This window comes from Bacillus sp. 005/A4HT-01/001 (assembly GCF_004634445.1).
Classification (GTDB): domain Bacteria; phylum Bacillota; class Bacilli; order Bacillales; family Bacillaceae; genus Bacillus; species Bacillus altitudinis.
In genome coordinates, this window is the sequence record NZ_SEIZ01000001.1 from 485,769 (window position 1) to 503,554 (window position 17,786).

Sequence of the window (17,786 nt, forward strand, 5' to 3'; positions counted from 1 at the left end):
GGCTAAAATGAACTTGATTTTAGCCCTTTGTCTTCTTTTCAGCGTGATAGAAAACCTTTGCAGTCTAGGAAGGACGAGCATCGGCGCGGAGCGAATTTGACATTCGTGAGCACCGAAGCGCAGGACTGACAACGAATGCGAGGGTTTGTCTACACGCTGAAGCTCCCGTAATGGGAGCTTTTCATTTTTTATGCCTTCGTCGCTTCTAAAAACTCTTCAGCATCTGCCACAGCCAGTGAAATGGCCTCTTCCCAAAATGCTTTTTGAGTAAGGTCGACACCTAGGTGCTTATATGCCAAATCTTCTACAGTCATTGACGCTGTATCTTTTAATAGCGCAATATATTTCTCTTCAAATGATGTCCCAGCCTGCAATGCTTTCGCGTAAATACCTAGCGAGAACATGTACCCGAAGGTGTAAGGGAAGTTATAAAACGGGACACCTGTAATATGGAAATGCAGTTTAGACGCCCAGAAATGCGGATGGTATTCATCTAAAGAGTCGCCAAAGGCTTCCTTCTGTGCTTCTACCATCAACTCATTCAAGCGGTCAGCTGGCACTTCTCCTTGTTTGCGCTCTTCATAAAAACGTTGTTCAAATAAGAAGCGTGATTGAATATTCATAAAGAATGCCACACTGCGCTGCAGCTTATCCTCTAGCAAACTGAGACGCTCTTCTTCATTGGCCGCCTCTTTTAATGAAGCATCTGCCACAATCATTTCAGCGAATGTCGACGCAGTTTCAGCTACATTCATCGCATATTTACGATTCAACATCCGAACATCCTGCATGACTTCCTGATGGAACGAATGACCAAGCTCATGTGCTAGTGTCGCTACATTGGATGGAGTCCCTGAGAAGGTCATAAAAATACGTGATTCTCCGCTATCAGGGAAATTCGTACAGAAACCGCCCACTCGTTTGTTTGGGCGATTCTCAGCTTCTACCCAGCGTTCATTAAAAGCTTTTTCAGTAAAAGCAGCAAGCTCTTTTCCAAACCCTGCGAAATGCTTGATAATAAAAGCGGCTGCGTCTTGATAAGAATAGGTCTTTGTCTCACTTCCAATAGGCGCCCCCACATCAAACCAGCTCAGTTTATCAACCCCAAGCATGTCAGCTTTACGTTGTAAATATTCAATGAATGGCTGTTTATGTTCATCAATGACAGACCACATTGTATCGAGCGTCTCTTGTTTCATCCGGCAAATATCAAGAGGCTCTTTTAATATATGATCCCATCCTCTGGCTTCATATACTTGTAGACGAAAACCAGCGAGATGATTGAGTGTGCTTGCAAACAAATGTTCATCCTGTGTCCATGCATGTTCTAAATTATGATACACGGCTTTTCTCACTTCACGGTCTGAATCATCCATCGCATTTTCTGCTTGGCCTACAGAGATCATTTGTGTTTCACCATTTTGCTCAAATGGAATGGTAATTTTGTTCACCAAGCTAGAATAAAGTTCATCCCACGCATGATACCCATCTACTGCTAGTTTTTGAATGAGTGTTTCCTGTTCAACAGGCAGTTGATCTTTCACATGTTCTCTTCGTTCATTTAATATGTAACGAACAGCTGAGAAAGCGGCTGAATCCATTAATTCTTCCCACTGGCTAGTAGGTATCTCAGCAAGTGATTGATCAAACCCTGCTAGAATGGTTCCTAATTCAGCTTCCAGCTTGGCAATAGACCCTCGGAGACTGCCCGCCTTCATATCCTTTGTATTTTGAGATTGTAGACAGGATACAAATGAACCTGCTTGTGCTAATTTTTTATATGTGATTTCATACGTTTCAAGGACAGCTGTTAACTCTTTTTCAATTTGTGTATCTTCTTTTGAAAAGGCATCTACCTTTTGTCGTAACTCATCTAATAGCTGCTGTATGTGCTGTAAGTATGTGATAAATTCTGATGAAGAACTGCCTCCTTTAAAAAAGGCATCTAAATCCCACGTCTCTTGTAATGGTTTTAATCCCAAATTATTTCCCCCTTTAATTGCTAATTTCATCATACAAAGGATATAGAGTCAGTATGGCATATGTATTCCTTTATATTCATTATATTTTCTCACAATTAAAAAAACCCGGCAAGAAGCCGAGTTTTTATGATAATTTTGAACGTAAATACGCATCGATAAAGGAATCTAAATCTCCATCCATCACCGCTTGAACATTTCCCATCTCCGTGTTGGTACGATGGTCTTTCACAAGAGAATATGGGTGGAAAACATACGAGCGAATTTGGCTTCCCCAGCCAATTTCTTTCTGTTCTCCTCTGATTTCATCCAATTCCGCCTGTTGTTCTTCGATCCGTTTTTGATAAAGCTTAGATTTCAGCATTTTCATTGCACGTTCTCTGTTTTTGATTTGGGATCTTTCCGTTTGGCACGTCACGACGACATTTGTTGGGATGTGTGTGATACGAACCGCAGAGTCCGTCGTATTGACGTGCTGACCCCCTGCACCACTTGCACGATACGTATCCACCTTAATATCCTCTGTACGAATATCGATATCAATTTCTTCATTAAATTCTGGCATGACATCACAGGAAACGAAAGATGTGTGTCTACGGCCAGATGAATCAAATGGAGAAATACGGACTAAACGATGGACACCTTTTTCTGCTTTTAAGTAACCGTAAGCGTTATGTCCTTTAATCAGTAATGTCACAGACTTAATTCCCGCTTCATCCCCTGGAAGATAATCAAGGGTTTCAACCTTAAAGCCTCTGCGCTCTGCCCAGCGGGTATACATTCTGAGGAGCATCGATCCCCAGTCCTGTGATTCCGTTCCACCTGCACCCGGGTGAAGCTCAAGAATGGCATTGTTTTTGTCATACGGTTCACTTAAAAGAAGCTGCAATTCAAACTCGTTAAATTGTTTTGTTAAGTTCTTCAGCTCTTTTTCAAGCTCTGCATGAAGATCCTCATCGTAGTCTTCTTTTAATAAATCATGCGTCATTTGCAGCTCATCATGAGATTCACTGAGCTCATGATATGTATTCACATAATCCTTCAGTGCATTGGCTTCATTAATGACACCTTGCGCTTTTTGCTGGTCATTCCAAAAGTCAGCCTCTGACATCGTGGCCTCAAGCTCTGCAATTTTCGCTTCTTTTGTATCGAGGTCAAAGAGACCCCCTAAAATCAGCTAGCCTGCTAGCCATATTTTCAAGCTCTTGTCTAATTTCTACTAATTCCATATCCTTCACCTCATAGATGTATGGGGGCTGACATGAATAGAAAGAGGTTTTCACCTCTTTCCATTACTTATTCTGTCTTCCCATGACAATTTTTATATTTCTTGCCGCTTCCGCAGTGACATGGTGAGTTTCTTCCGATATCCACCACTTTACGCACCGGCTTTTTCTTCACTGTTTTCTCCTCATCGCCTTCTTGAGGCTGATGAGCAGTTGTTTGTCCTTGAACGACTTCTTCACGTTCTAGGTTGTTTTGGATTTCTGATTTTAGCACATATTTAGCGACGTCATCTTCAATTGAAGCGACCATATGCTCAAACATCGCAAATCCTTCCATTTGATACTCACGAAGCGGATTGGTTTGTGCATATGCACGTAAATGGATTCCTTGACGCAGCTGATCCATTGCATCGATATGATCCATCCACTTCGAATCTACTGCACGAAGAACGATGACTTTTTCAAATTCACGCATTTGTTCATCGCCAAATGTCTCTTCTTTTGCATCATATTTCTCTTTAATCCGCTCCATGATGAATTCGGTGATCTCATCTGCTTCTTTACCGAAGATATCTTTGACCGAAATGGCACCTTCATCTAAATAGTTCGTGTTGATTAATTCAACAAGACCATCTAATTTCCATTCTTCTGGAAGTTCTTCTTTCGGCGTGTAAGATCCAACAGCCCGCTCAATAGACGATTGAATCATATTGATCACAATCGATTTCAAGTTATCAGAATCGATGACTTCAAAACGCTGTTTGTAAATGACTTCACGCTGTTGACGAAGAACATCATCATATTGCAGAAGCTGCTTACGGGAATCAAAGTTATTCCCCTCAACACGTTTTTGAGAAGATTCAACAGCTTTTGAGACCATTTTACTTTGAATTGGAGTAGAGTCATCCATACCGAAGCGATCAAGCATCGCCATTGTCCGCTCTGCACCAAATCGGCGCATCAATTCATCTTCCATTGAGAGATAGAATTGAGTAATCCCTGGGTCTCCTTGACGACCAGAACGACCACGGAGCTGGTTATCAATACGGCGTGATTCATGACGCTCTGTCCCAATAACAGCAAGACCGCCTAGTTCTTTCACACCTTCGCCAAGCTTGATGTCTGTTCCACGTCCCGCCATGTTTGTCGCAATTGTGACGGCACCTTTTTGTCCAGCTTCCTCAATAATTTGTGCTTCACGCTCATGGTTTTTCGCGTTTAACACTTGATGAGGGATGCCTTTATTTTTAAGCAGTTTTGAAATCAATTCAGATGTCTCAACCGCAACAGTTCCGACAAGGACCGGCTGTCCTGTCATATAACGCTGTGCGACGTCTTCAGCTACTGCTTTAAATTTGCCATCCATTGTGCGGTAAATTAAATCAGGTCTGTCATCACGCACAACCGGTTTATTGGTTGGGATTGTGACAACCTGCATATTGTAAATGTTACGGAATTCCTCTTCTTCCGTTTTCGCTGTACCTGTCATACCAGATAGCTTTTCATACATACGGAAGTAGTTCTGGAACGTAATGGTTGCAAGTGTCATGCTTTCATTCTGCACTTCAAGACCTTCTTTTGCTTCAATGGCTTGGTGCAGACCTTCACTATAGCGGCGTCCTTTCATTAAACGTCCTGTGAAGGAGTCAACGATGACGACTTGGCCATCTTCCACAACATAATCAACGTCTTTTTGCATCGCAACATGCGCCTTAAGAGCCTGCGCGATATGGTGGTTAAGAGCGACATGTTTGACATCAAACAAGTTCTCGATGCCAAATGCTTTTTCCGCCTTCGTCATTCCGCTTTCAGTCAGCTGTACACTTTTTGTTTTAATATCATAAGTGAAATCGTCTTCTATTTTTAACGTACGAACAAAGGCATTTGCTTGTACGTAAAGTTTCGTCGACTTTGCAGCTTGTCCAGAAATAATAAGAGGTGTTCTCGCTTCATCAATTAAGATGGAGTCAACTTCATCGATGACGGCATAATGAAGTGGTCTTTGAACCATTTGCTCTTTGTACAGCACCATGTTATCTCGTAAATAATCAAAGCCAAGCTCATTGTTTGTTGAATATGTGATATCAGCAGCGTACGCTTCTCTTTTTTCATCTTTGTCTAAACTGTTTAAGTTCAAGCCAACTGTTAATCCTAGAAATTCAAAAATCTTGCCCATTTCCTGTGCATCACGGCTTGCCAAATATTCGTTGACTGTTACAATGTGGACGCCTTTCCCAGAAAGAGCATTCAAATAAACAGGCATCGTTGATGTCAACGTTTTACCTTCACCTGTTTTCATCTCAGAGATATTCCCTTCATGTAGGGCAATCCCCCCCATGAGCTGCACCTTAAATGGGAACATTCCTGTCACGCGGCGGGAAGCCTCACGAACCGTTGCAAATGCTTCAACCAAAAGGTCGTCTACAGATTGTCCTTTTTCAAGTTTTTCTTTAAATTCGATCGTTTTATTTCGTAAAGCCTCGTCAGATAATTTCTCGAAATCTTGAGCGAGAGCTTCGATTTCATTTGCCTTTTTTTCATATCGGCTGATCGTACGTTTCGTAGGATCAAACACTTTGTTTAAGATTCCAAGCATATAATAACGCTCCTCTATTTCATGCAATTTTTCGGCATGTTCAAAAGTTTGACAGGTCCATATTTACCTGCATTTATCATACCATACCTTCCTTGATTTCCAAAGAATTTGCAATGATTTAGCACAAAAAACCCGCCCCTAATGAAGGGAACGGGTTTACTTTTTTTAGGTCATTTTCGGATCAAAAGGAACGAATGATTAAGCGTTCGGCTCAATGAGTCCATATTTGCCGTCATTTCGGCGGTATACCACATTGGTCAAATTTGTCTCAGCATTTGTGAAGACAAAGAAACTGTGACCTAACATGTTCATTTGGAGAATGGCCTCTTCGCTATCCATTGGTTTTAAATTGAAGCGTTTTTGTCTGACGATTTCTGTTTCATCAATCTCTTCGTCATCTTGAACTGCTACTTCGGACGCACCGTTTCCTCCAGCAAATAAATGCTTTTTCGCACCTTGCTCACGGAATTTACGGTTCACTTTCGTTTTATGTTTTCTAATTTGACGTTCTAATTTACTGGTTGCTAGGTCTACTGCATTGTACATATCCTCATTATGCACCTCTGCTCGAAGTGCTAGATCAGTCATTGGAATGGTAACCTCAACTTTAGATTCTTGATCGTTGTAAAATTTCAAGTTCACGTTGACTGAAGCATCAACATCTGACTCAAAATAACGCTCCAACTTTCCAATTTTTTTCTCGACATGATCTCTTAGTGCAGGTGTTACTTCGATGTTTTCTCCTCGGACATTGTAATTCATGTAAAGAACGCCTCCTTTAAAATTAAGGATATGTAAACTTATTTCTACTTTTCCCTCCTTTTCTCCTGCTCAAACGTAAAAAAAATGTGAATTTTTATTGAAATTTGTCGAATCCTGCGGTGCTTCAGCTTTTACTTGATAGGTGATGAATATATATTCGATTGATTCTTGAAAAAGACCATGGCGCTGTTAAATCTTGAAAGATGAAATAGATGTTTTCAGTGATTGAGACAAAGTTTTTAAATCTTCCGCTGCTGCTTTCATTTCCTCATTCGCTGCTAGTGATTCTTCAACAGCCGCCGACATGTACTCTGTTTCCTCAGAATTTCGCTTGGCTCCTTCTTCTATCACACCAATTGTTTGAGAAATTTCTTCTGTACTAGCTGAGATTTGCTCCGTCGTAGCAGAAAGCTCCTCTGCTTTCATCGAGATATCACGAATGGCTGCCAGAATTTCTTGAAAGCTCTGTTCAGACAATTGCGATACTTTCACACCTTCTGCTACATCTCGTTCCACTTTCGTCATAGATTGAGACGATCTTTCAGTATCTTTGTTCACGTTGGCGAGTAACTGACTAATTTGATCAGTCAGCTGACTTGATTCTTCCGCCAGCTTTCTGACTTCATCTGCAACAACCGCAAAACCTCGTCCATGTTCCCCAGCCCTTGCTGCTTCAATGGCTGCGTTTAAAGCAAGTAAATTTGTCTGATCTGCAATGGCATGAATATTCCCCAGCAGGCCTTGAATGCCGGTAAACTGTACTTGTACATTGGCCATTGTAGAATGATGTTCATTCACAGATTCCTTAATAGAACTCATTTGTTTCACAAATTGTTGAATGAGGGATGCGCCCTCTTCAGCCTTTTCAGTCACTGAAATTGAGTGACCCGAAACATCAGACGTATGTTCAGCCGCATTATGCATACCAGTCGAAACTTCTTGAATTGAAGAAGCTACTTTTCCTACTGCATCCGATTGTTCACGTGAAGCTTCACTGACCTGTTCAATCGAGCTAGACGTCTGTTCACTTGCCGAAATGGTTTGACTGATGGTTTCTTCAAATTGCGCAGCAGAATCAGCTAATTGCCTTGATCCATTTTGCACCTGTAGGATGAGCTGACGCAAATGAGCTGTCATTTGGTTAAAAGCCGTACCGAGCTGGCCAATTTCATTTTTAGAGGTTACTTCAATCTCTTCAAGTGTGAGGTCACCATCTGCCATTCTTCTTGCTGCATGTGTGACAGAGACAATCGGTTTTGTCATACGATGAACAAACCTTGTGCCAATGACTAAAAAGCCGACTATAATCGCTGCGCTAACGAGAATAAGCGTCAGCAATAATTGGTTACTTTCTTCATTGAGCTGACTGATTTTTTGATCACGCTGTTTCAATTGTGTTTGGGCAAATTCTTTTGTAAAGGTATGTATTTCTTGTTCGATAGGTTGTAATTCTTGACTGAGGCGGGTGTTGAATTCTTTTTGATTTTGCATATTCAATGAATTAAATAATCGATTTGTTGAGGTGTAGTAAAGATAATTTTTTTCAGAAATTTGATCTAACAGATTTTTTGCTTGTTTAACGGTGCTCATTTTTGATGCTTCAGTTGTTTTCTTATTGATTTCTTCATATGTTTGCTCAATCTTCTGTAAATTTTCAGCATCTTGAACAACCACATACGTTTTAATTTGTGCTTCCTGCTTTTGTAGCAGTGCCTCTAATTCCAGTGAGGTCTGGTACAGCTTTACTTCTTTGGTGAGGAGTGCTTTATACGATTGATCTGTTTTGTAATAGATAAAGCTAGAAAATCCTAAAATACTGACAAACAATACACATATGACAATAAGCCCAAATAAAAATTGATTTTTTAGTCTCATAAATTCCTCCGAATGGTCTGAATTGAACAAAAATTAATGAATGACATACGGCCTCATACAGGCATGTATTTCATCCATCCACTTTCTATATTCAGGTATAAAATACGATGTAAGGAATGACTGGAAGTGATTTGAAGGGAATGTATAGAAAGCTAGTATATCGAAACTTAAAAAAATTTGGTCAAACGATCGAATCGTCTTGGCAAAGTGCTCATTTTCAATAATCGAAAGCAGAAGCGGATGTGTTGTCTCTAAATGAAAGAAGGCATGGATCAGATCATTAAAGATCCGATCCCCTTCTGTTTTAGCGAAATCCTTCTCAATTTCATCTAAATATTTTAGACTCTCTTCTATCGTATATAGAAGGTCATAATATGTGGTTAATAAAATATAGTCATCTGAACGATACGCCACAGGTCTCACCTATTTATTTCCGTTTATCGTAGTATACGCCGTCACTTGTCATGGGCTGATACGGATTTTGATAATTCAGCTGTTTTGTTTTCTTACGTTGAATGGCTTGAATATCTGCCTTGATCCCATTTTGAATCTCCGTTAACTGCTTGGCCATCAGTTGATCTGTTTGAATGATTTCTTTGATTTTCTCTTTTTCTTGAACGGAAAGCTCATGTTGAATGTCTCTCATTAGTTCGTCTCTCTCAACTAAAAAAGCATCAAAGTCTTCAACGAGTGTTTCGCTTTGCGGGTTGGCCTCTATTTCCGCTGCCATTTTTAACGTTTGGTCGTGCAGTTGGTCCACAATACTCATAGAGATCCCCCAATAGAGTGGTGACGCCCTTTTCGATCGGTTTGAATGACTTCCTTCCAAGCATCTCGGAAATCAGTCACATATTGCTCTACTTCATTCAGGATCTCTTCGTCATTTTGCAGATTGGCTTCAATCAGTCTTCGATAGATGTAGTCATACATACTTGCCATGCTCTTTGATACATCATACGTACGATTTAAGGTAACATTTAATTCTTGGATGATGTTTTGAGCCTTTTTCAGGTTCAAGTTTCTCATTTCAGCATCTTCTTTTTGAATGCCATGCTTTGCTAGTCTAATAAACTTTAAGCATCCTTCATAAAGCATAAGCGTTAACTCGGCCGGTGTTGCGGTCTCAATAGAATTTTTCTGATAGGCGGCATAAGGGTTCTGAATTGCCATATGTTATAAACCTCCAATTATTGTCCAAGCAGTTGAGAAAGATAGCCAGATTGGTTGTTTAGCTTTTGAATCGCACTATCCATGGCGTTAAACTTTTTGTAGTAACGAGCTTCCACTAATTTTAAACGATCTTGGAATGTATCCATTCGTTTTGTCAAAGAATCTAAATCTTTACCAAGTCCATATTCTTTTAGCTCCATTGTTGTACTACCAGCTTTTGTTTGAATACTCTTCGTGAAGGCTGATAAGGAATTTTTGACGCGATAGATGATTCCTTGTTCTTTATATTGCTGCTGTGCTTTGTCTTTGTCTTTAGAATCAACATTTAAAGAACCAGAGATAAACATTTGTCTTACCTTTTCTGGGTCTTCTTCAATGGCTTTTTTTAATTTCTCTACTCCATTAATATTAATTAATTCAAGCTTCCCGCCACCTTTATACGAGGATGAAGTAGAAATACCGATTTGTGTCATGTGAATTTTATTCCCATCACTTGTCGTAATATCAGCATAAAAATCACTTCTTATTTTAGAGGCACCAGCTCGTAAAATAGAATCACTTCTCAGTAAGCCAGACTTAGCGGTTGTTTCCCATAACTCAATTTCTTTTTCAGACATGGCTTTTTTCTCTTCAGCCGTTAATGGTTGATAGTCTCTATTTCGCTTTTCATTCACTTTACCATTGACCAGTTCAACGAGTTCGTTGTATTTATCAACAAATTGTTTAATTTTATCAAAGATGGCATCGACATCTGTTGAAACGTTCAAGCTGACAGGCTTATCTGTTGTTCCTTTCAGCTCATATGTGATACCAGCCTGCGTGAAGGTATTATTGTTATTTTCCATTTTGAGACCATTAATTTCGTATTGCGCTTTCTGCCCTTGAGTAGTCGCAACTAATTTATTATCTCCATCCACTTGGAAGCCTAATTGCGTTAAAAATGAAGCGGAATTGCCATCTGCTGCCTTAATACTGACACCTTCACCAGTCGTACGCGAAGTCAGAGCGATCGTATCTACGTAGTTGGTTCCATCAAAGATCTGGCCTTTATAAGCCGTGACACCTAGTTGAGCATTGTTCAATTTTGACACGATTGAATCAAGGGTATCTGTATCAGTTGTATTAATGGTCACTGTTTTAGGTGTTGTAGAATCTGGTGTCGTCACCTCAAACGTGAACGTACCGTTTGCAGCAGTAAATCCAGATGTGCCAGAAGATTTGAATACGGATGCTGTCGCTAGTTGGGTCACATTAATCGAGCCAGAGGTAGCATTTGTTGAGCCAGTTGCTGTGACAGCAGATTCATTGGAGCTTGTGACCTTTTTTGCGCCATAAGTACTCGGATATGTTAAATTTAGTTTGGCAATGAGATCATCTAATTCTTTGACCTTTGAATTGACCTCGCGGTAGCTGTCTCTTTGCCATTCAAGTGTTTGTTTCTGTCGTGTCATTTTATCAAGTGGTGCTTGCTCAGTTTTCATTAGCTTTGAGACGATTTCGTCAATATCAAATACATTTGAAAATCCAGTAATTCGATTAACCATTGTTTATGTTCTCCCTTCAATTACATTCTTTTATCGACAAATAAACCGACAATTTCTGTCATTGCCGCATAGAAATCAAGCCATTCCTTAGATGGAATTTCTCTAATGACTTCTTCTGTTTGGTTATCTACGACTTTGACATAATATTCATTGAGTTTTTCATGTAATTCAAATTGAAGATGAAATTGAGTAGGTTCAATCAGCTTATTTGCTCCTTGAAGCGTTTTTTCAATTTCTTCTTTTGAAACGACTTTTCCATTTGCTTGTAAATCGTTGTTTGCATTATCATTCTGATGATTCGTAACACGGGTTTGAAATGCATCAATCAGTGGCTCTATCGAAGTCAACTTACCAACAGACATAGTTATTCAGCTCCTGTGCTTTAATCTATCTTTTATATCGGCTTTGAATTTTTAAATTAAATATAGATGGACCGATTTGTTAAAGTTTCATATAGATGGTGTACTTCTACGGTTTCACACGGAGGAGGATCGACAAATAGGATAAAAAAATCCTCACTTTTTTTGTGAGGATAATTGAGAAAGTAGATCGAGGGACAAGCTAGCAGCACGGCTGTTTTCTTCTTGAATAGACAGGTATACTTCCTTCCTGTGAATATCAATATGCTTAGGAGCCTCAATTCCGACTTTTACTTGATCGCCTTCGATCGCAATAATTTTGACTTCAATATCGTCGCCTATTTGAATCGATTGATTTAATTTACGAGATAGAACTAACATGAGGAAGCCACCTCTAGCAAATGTTTTGTATGATAGGCTGAATCATGCAAAATGACCTGCTTGGCTTTCATGTTTTTCCGATTTACAATAATAGGCGCTCTTAAATTGGCTGTCGTTTTTTCAATAGAAGATCCCATTGTTAAAATAACCATGACTTCCACATCATTGGCATCTTCCACCCCAAGAATGTCTACAACCGATTCTTCTAAGTCAAATTCATATTGATTGAAGAACAAAAATGGGCTGCTGACAATAAAGCCTAGTTCCGCATTTTCCAAAGATTGGAGAACTAAAAATGGGGATTCCTCTGATAAAGGTAAAATGACAAATTGTTTTTGATCCAGAAATCCTGGTATCCCATTAGAGAAGTGAATGATTTGCTCCTCTTTAATCGTCACTTCACCATGGTATTTTGTTTGAATGATCATAATTCACGACCTTTTTCATTTTTCTTAACTATACCTTATCACCATTTTGACCTGTTTCGTCAACTTCTATTTTTAATTCTGGGTATTGTAACATATCAATATGAACTTTACCTGGCTGGTAGTTAACAATTGGTTTATGAGGTGTTGCCTCTATAATAGCTTTTTGCGGCTCCACATCAATTTTAAGTTCAGATGGCTGATAGTGAATTTTCACACTAAAAAATGAAGGAATCACACCGATGTTGAATTGTTTTGCTGGAGGACTGCCATTGATTTTCGCAAACTCAGCAATCGCATTCCCACCATTCTCGATCTTGATGAGTTCACTTCCTTCTTCCGCTCTACGCCCCATACCTTCTCCAATCGCACGTTTCCCCTCCGCAGCCCATTCCTCTGAACGTCTAAAAATCGACTTAATATCCATATCGGCAAATGCCTCGGTTTGATCTATGGTTAATTTCGACGGTGTCCTTGTGATATTCATGACAGCTCTTGGCTGCTGAATCTCAAGCTCAGCTCTTGGCTGCTCTACTTCTTGCCTGGAAGGGGTTGTCGACATTTGCAGCTTTGCATAACTTTGCTCTATTAACAATCTAGGGATTTGCATAGGTTCACCTCCATGATGCAAAAAAGCACCCAACGGATGCTTTTTCTTATCTTAAGAAATCGACAAGGGATGGCTGAATCACTTTAGCTGTCGTCGCTAAAGCAGCTCTATTCACAGTCTCTTGTTGAAGAAGATCAAGAATGGCTTTTTCACTTTCTACATCTTCGGCATCTGATTTAGCCTTTTTCAGCACTTCAAATTGCGAAGTCAAACGGCTTCCGACTAAGTCGATACGATTAGATCTAGCCCCAAGGTCTGAACGCTCAGCACTCATCACTTCTTTAAACTGATCGATATTTCCTAATGCATCATCAGAATTTGTAAACGTTCCATTTTTTAATGAGTTTTCTAAATCAGTCAGCATTTCAATGACATTTTGACCACTGGCAGATTGCCCACCAAAAGCTGAAAGAGGATTTGAATTCACATTTAATGTGATTCCATCAGAAATGTTCGATTGAACCACGTTTGCATCTGTATAGTTTTCAAAGTTAAATGTAAACGTACCATCTGCATTCTCTACAACTGGTTTAACATTTGTATTCGTCCCATTAAAAACAAACTTACCTAACATCTGCGTGTTCATTGCATCAATGATTTGATTCTTCATCTGACCAATTTCCACTCCGATAGCAGCTAAATCTTCTGGCTGTTTTGTTCCATTGGCCGCATCGAGTACTTTATCTCGTATATTTGACATGATATCAATTATTTCAGTGACACTTGTTTCAGATGTATCAATCCAGTTTCGTGCCTCATTTAAATTAGTTTGGTATTGCTCATTTCGAAACATGGCTGTACTATACTGAAGACTTTTCACTGCTGCCACAGGATCATCAGACGTTTTTGTGAAACGTTTTCCAGACTGTGCCTGCTCATTAATTTTAGAGAGTTTTTCATAACTTTTACTAATATTCCGAAGTGAATTTTGAGAAATCATACCTTGCGTGACTCGCATCAGTTACCCTACCTTCCTACGACACCCATGCCGTTTATTATTTTATCTAATACTTCGTCTTGTAACGTCATAATTCTTGCAGCTGCATTATACGCATGCTGAAATTGGATCATGTTCGTCATTTCTTCATCAATAGATACAGAACTAGTTGACATCCTGCGTTCATTGGCTGAATTCACAAGAGCTGCTGAACTGCTTTCAAGGGTCATGTTCTTTTTAGCTTGTATCCCCATTTCGGCAATGACATTCTGATAGTAATCCTGAATCGTTGTGGTAGTTCCGCCGATTGGCAGCTTTAAGTTTTGAATATTAGCTAATTTCGTAGCATTCGAACCATCACCTTGCGTTTGATTAAGAGATGCAGCAATGTTATCTGTCGATGCTAAAATCACGTCACTCACTTTGATACGTGCTGCCAAGCCTTTATTCAAATCATTGTTATTCTCAATATCGAAAAAGTCTTGTCCACTTGTGCCATTTAACGTGTACCCTTGCTTATGGACATCGTTAAAAGTATCCATAAATACTTTTGCTACTTCATCCAGCTCAGCAAGCATATCTGGGTACATGCCTTTTTCAGCTCCATTAGACATGTAGCCATACGCCTCAACAAGTGCTTTTACTTTACCATTCACTTGTAATTGATCAGCTGCGATGGTTGTCGTTCCAAATTGGAGTGAGTTAACAAGTCCTGTCGTATTATCATAGGAAAGTTGTAATTCAGATTTTTCATTGGTAATGCCATTTAAAATTGTACCAGCAGATTGTCCATTAGCACCGATAATGTCGATGTTAACGGTTCCTTCAGCAATTTCCAGAGCATTTCCTCCAGAAGGGTTGTAGCTCACTTTAATATCAACAAGTGAGGAAAGCTGATCTATAAGAGCGTCTCGGGTATCATAAAGATCATTGGGAAGATAACCATTTGGCTCAACTGTTGCAATCTGTTTATTCACTTCATCAATTTGAGTTAATAGGGTGTTCACATTTTTTGCCGTTGAATCGAGTTCAGTTTTCAAATTCTTTTGTATCGTTGTTAAAGAAGAATTTAGCAGGCGGAATTGATCTACTAAAGCCTGAGCACTTGTCTTAACAACTGTACGGGCTGAAGCAGTATCAGCATTTTTCGATTCTGATAAGACTTGTAATGATTTCCAGAGATTATCAAAGGCTCTATTCAAGCCTTCATCTGTTAAATCATTCATCACTCCTTCCATTTGTGAAAGAGCATCAGACTTCGTCGCATAATAAGACAGGTTATTGTTATGATCTCTATACTGAAGATCTAAAAAGCTGTCTCGAATTCTTTCAACAGTTCCAACTTGGACACCTGTCCCCATTTGGCCGTATGTCTTGCCATCATAAACTGAAATCACTGGGTAAGGATTCTCTGCTTTAAAGGTAACTCTCTGTCTTGAGTAGCCATCAGTATTTGCATTGGATACGTTGTTTGATGTGACATAAAGCCCTGCACGCTGGGCTGTGATTCCTCGTTTTGCCGTTTCTAGTCCCATGAATGTAGAACCCATAGATATCCTCCTTGTTTACGCCTTTGAATCAAACAAAGCCCTATGCTGTTTAGGCTTTGAACTCTCAAGACCATTTTGTCCGTAATTCATATTTTCTTTGTTAGGATTCACAAGATCGAATGTCAGTGAAATAAATTGAAGTGACTGCTGAATAAGCTGTTTGTTCAGTTCGTTTACATCTTTCAGTTCCACCATGATGTCATTCAGCTTCTCATATAACGAAATAAGCTCTTCTTGATCCGTTCCTGTAGCTTTTTCGATACATGCGGTGATTGTCGGCGATTGATCACTTTGTAAAAATTGAACTGCTGCTTCAATCCGCTTTTCTTCTAATTGTGAAATGGCCTGAATATATTTTTGCTCAAGGTTCAGAACCTCTGAAAGAGCATCGATCTCGTTATTTTTCAGCATTTCTGTTTTATTCTTAGACAGCTTTAGAAGCTGTTCATGTAATCCGTAGAGACGGTGCAGTTCTTCAATCATTATTTTTACTGACATTCACGCTACTCCCTTTTGTTATTGTTGTTTATAAAAATTCAACATTTTATCTGCAATGCCTTTTGTATCTACTTGATATGTTCCGGCTTCAATGCTTTTTTTAATTTGGTCTATTTTATCTTGACGTTCTTTCATGATATTCGGCACCTTTTGCATTTCGATTGCCTTTTTAGAAATTTCGACTTTGTCAGTTGATTTTGCTTGATTCGATTGCAACGTTTGTTTCTCATATGTTTTCTTGTAAGGATTTACTGGTTGTGTTCCATATCGATTAATTTTCACGGGATTCCTCTCGCTTTCCGTTACAGTCTGTCTTGATTCTATCCATTTTATCGACCAAACTGCAACTTAGTTTAGGGAATCAGTCGTTTTTAGGATTAATGGCATAATAGGTGTCTTTTTTCCTAGATTCAATCTCCCTTTTACGCTCTTCTTCTTGGTCCATTTGGCTGATTTGCGTCTTTATATCCTTTTCACAATGGCTACACAGCTTGTTTTTCCTGATCGGTTGGCCGCATCTTTCACAAGGATAATTGATATTCGGGAATTGACTAATTTGAAGTCTTTTCAAACGGATAAATTTCAGGATTAATTCTTCATCAACTTCTGTTGCGTCTACTATTTCAGCAATGGTTGATTGTCTATTACTTTGCTTACGCAAGAATTTATAAACGATATCAAAAGAACGTTCTTCTTCTTCAAAGCATTTGTTACAAACCGTTTGGATGGTGGTTTTTAAAAATAACTGATTACATTGTGGACAGTTTGCCAATTGATTCATAACCAAAACCCCTTACGTTATTTTCTTTTCTTAATATCGGTTGATTGTCATGATTTTTAACTACGAATCAACGTAAAAGAGGAAACACTTTTGGCGCCTGCTCCTTTTAAAATTTTTGCTGCATGATAGACTGTCGCCCCAGTTGTATAAATGTCATCGATTAACACGACATCCTTTAGAACGATCGGGTTTGACTGCCTTAATTGGAACAAATTCTGTTGATGTAAACGTTCATTTTTTCTTTTCTTAGACTGCTTACTTTGATGTACTTTTATAAGTGGCTCCAATATAGGTCCGCCAATCATGGAAGCAAGCATCATTGACTGATTGAATCCTCTTTCCTTTAATCTCTCTTTACTCAAAGGAATTGGGACAAGGACCGGTTCTTTGATTGAAAAAGAACGTTTAAACGCTGACTGTACATCTTTTTTAAATAGATCAGCTAAAGCCGTATCACCTCGAAATTTAAATCGAGCTAGAATATCTTTCATAAAGTCGTTGTAAGCATAAACAGATCGATTCATCACAAGAATCTCAGCAAAATCCCGTCGTTTATTCCACCTTGAACAATCCTGACACAATTGATCATTTAATTGCGCTCTTCCGCATTTGGGACAAGTAGGACCTTGAATCTTCATCAGGTGGTCCTTACATGCTACACATAAACAATCTTCATTTAATAGTAGGAATGATTTCCATGTAAAAGCAGCCACAAAATGGCTCTCACAAATTGGACAAATCAACGATTTTCTTTGTTCAACGGCAAATGATTTTCGCACCTTGGATATGTTGTGACCGTTGAAGCAGCTTCTGTCAGAATGACGAGCATCGCCGTATTTTTCTGTTTATCCACCATCTCGGATTTACTGTAGGATATTTTATCGATATCTGTTATATATTGCGGTTTCACTTGATTTAGAGAAATGGCTAATACATCTTCTATACATTTTTCACAATGACAAATCATGTTTAATTGGTTGAGATATTGATAGAGAATTTCTTTAAGTAGTATTTCTTTTGCGTTGAGTAGCATATTTTGTCTCTCCTGCCATTTGTGTTTTGTGAATATAATGTACCATGATTTAGTTGAACC

20 protein-coding genes are annotated in these 17,786 nt (G+C 39.1%); all 20 read right to left on the reverse strand.

All coding sequences use genetic code 11. The annotated features are described in order from the left end of the window. Window positions 1–188: 188 nt before the first annotated feature. A complete protein-coding gene (locus ES896_RS02665) occupies window positions 189–1,982 on the reverse strand; it encodes a M3 family oligoendopeptidase (protein ID WP_135226377.1) in 1,794 nt (597 codons plus the stop codon). Between the two features lie 124 nt (window positions 1,983–2,106). Beyond that, window positions 2,107–3,208, reverse strand: a protein-coding gene (gene prfB, locus ES896_RS02670) for a peptide chain release factor 2 (protein WP_098680723.1) whose coding sequence is annotated in 2 segments (ribosomal slippage) — window positions 2,107–3,135 and window positions 3,137–3,208 — 1,101 coding nt in all. Because the reading frame shifts where the segments join, the coding sequence is not laid out codon by codon here. Between the two features lie 67 nt (window positions 3,209–3,275). Next, window positions 3,276–5,801 (reverse strand): preprotein translocase subunit SecA, encoded by a 2,526-nt coding sequence (secA, locus tag ES896_RS02675; protein ID WP_008348240.1) that lies wholly within the window; start codon window positions 5,799–5,801, stop codon window positions 3,276–3,278. A gap of 198 nt (window positions 5,802–5,999) precedes the next feature. Then, entirely contained in the window at window positions 6,000–6,563 is a 564-nt protein-coding gene (hpf, locus tag ES896_RS02680; RefSeq protein WP_007499992.1) for a ribosome hibernation-promoting factor, HPF/YfiA family, read from the reverse strand. A gap of 189 nt (window positions 6,564–6,752) precedes the next feature. Next, complete coding sequence (locus ES896_RS02685) at window positions 6,753–8,438, reverse strand: methyl-accepting chemotaxis protein (RefSeq protein ID WP_135226378.1); 1,686 nt, start codon at window positions 8,436–8,438, stop codon at window positions 6,753–6,755. A gap of 33 nt (window positions 8,439–8,471) precedes the next feature. Then, on the reverse strand, window positions 8,472–8,852 hold the full coding sequence (locus ES896_RS02690; protein ID WP_008348244.1) for a DUF8042 domain-containing protein: 381 nt from the start codon (window positions 8,850–8,852) through the stop codon (window positions 8,472–8,474). Between the two features lie 13 nt (window positions 8,853–8,865). Next, entirely contained in the window at window positions 8,866–9,207 is a 342-nt protein-coding gene (gene fliT, locus ES896_RS02695; RefSeq protein WP_008348246.1) for a flagellar protein FliT, read from the reverse strand. Next, entirely contained in the window at window positions 9,204–9,608 is a 405-nt protein-coding gene (fliS, locus tag ES896_RS02700) for a flagellar export chaperone FliS (protein WP_008348247.1), read from the reverse strand. Before fliS ends, fliT begins: the two co-directional genes overlap by 4 nt. Before the next feature lie 17 nt (window positions 9,609–9,625). Next, window positions 9,626–11,152 (reverse strand): flagellar hook-associated protein 2, encoded by a 1,527-nt coding sequence (locus ES896_RS02705; protein ID WP_135226379.1) that lies wholly within the window; start codon window positions 11,150–11,152, stop codon window positions 9,626–9,628. A gap of 20 nt (window positions 11,153–11,172) precedes the next feature. Next, a complete protein-coding gene (flaG, locus tag ES896_RS02710; protein ID WP_017368137.1) occupies window positions 11,173–11,514 on the reverse strand; it encodes a flagellar protein FlaG in 342 nt (113 codons plus the stop codon). Window positions 11,515–11,667: 153 nt separating this feature from the next. Next, window positions 11,668–11,892, reverse strand: a complete 225-nt coding sequence (gene csrA / locus ES896_RS02715; protein ID WP_017368138.1) for a carbon storage regulator CsrA — start codon at window positions 11,890–11,892, stop codon at window positions 11,668–11,670. Next, the gene (gene fliW, locus ES896_RS02720; RefSeq protein WP_007499985.1) at window positions 11,886–12,320 is read right to left on the reverse strand and encodes a flagellar assembly protein FliW; all 435 of its coding nucleotides are present in this window, start codon (window positions 12,318–12,320) and stop codon (window positions 11,886–11,888) included. Before fliW ends, csrA begins: the two co-directional genes overlap by 7 nt. Before the next feature lie 28 nt (window positions 12,321–12,348). After that, complete coding sequence (locus ES896_RS02725; protein ID WP_135226380.1) at window positions 12,349–12,927, reverse strand: DUF6470 family protein; 579 nt, start codon at window positions 12,925–12,927, stop codon at window positions 12,349–12,351. A gap of 46 nt (window positions 12,928–12,973) precedes the next feature. Further along, complete coding sequence (gene flgL / locus ES896_RS02730; RefSeq protein WP_017368141.1) at window positions 12,974–13,885, reverse strand: flagellar hook-associated protein FlgL; 912 nt, start codon at window positions 13,883–13,885, stop codon at window positions 12,974–12,976. An 8-nt stretch (window positions 13,886–13,893) separates the two neighbouring features. Next, the gene (gene flgK, locus ES896_RS02735; protein ID WP_017368142.1) at window positions 13,894–15,414 is read right to left on the reverse strand and encodes a flagellar hook-associated protein FlgK; all 1,521 of its coding nucleotides are present in this window, start codon (window positions 15,412–15,414) and stop codon (window positions 13,894–13,896) included. Between the two features lie 15 nt (window positions 15,415–15,429). Continuing rightward, window positions 15,430–15,912, reverse strand: a complete 483-nt coding sequence (locus ES896_RS02740) for a flagellar protein FlgN (protein WP_007499977.1) — start codon at window positions 15,910–15,912, stop codon at window positions 15,430–15,432. Window positions 15,913–15,930: 18 nt separating this feature from the next. After that, window positions 15,931–16,194, reverse strand: coding sequence for a flagellar biosynthesis anti-sigma factor FlgM (gene flgM, locus ES896_RS02745; protein WP_003213252.1), 264 nt, complete (start codon window positions 16,192–16,194; stop codon window positions 15,931–15,933). Between the two features lie 79 nt (window positions 16,195–16,273). Then, window positions 16,274–16,693, reverse strand: a complete 420-nt coding sequence (locus ES896_RS02750; protein ID WP_017357864.1) for a TIGR03826 family flagellar region protein — start codon at window positions 16,691–16,693, stop codon at window positions 16,274–16,276. A 56-nt stretch (window positions 16,694–16,749) separates the two neighbouring features. Then, a complete protein-coding gene (locus ES896_RS02755; RefSeq protein ID WP_234717161.1) occupies window positions 16,750–17,331 on the reverse strand; it encodes a ComF family protein in 582 nt (193 codons plus the stop codon). Window positions 17,332–17,432: 101 nt separating this feature from the next. Further along, on the reverse strand, window positions 17,433–17,726 hold the full coding sequence (comFB, locus tag ES896_RS02760; protein WP_035701582.1) for a late competence protein ComFB: 294 nt from the start codon (window positions 17,724–17,726) through the stop codon (window positions 17,433–17,435). Window positions 17,727–17,786: the final 60 nt, after the last annotated feature.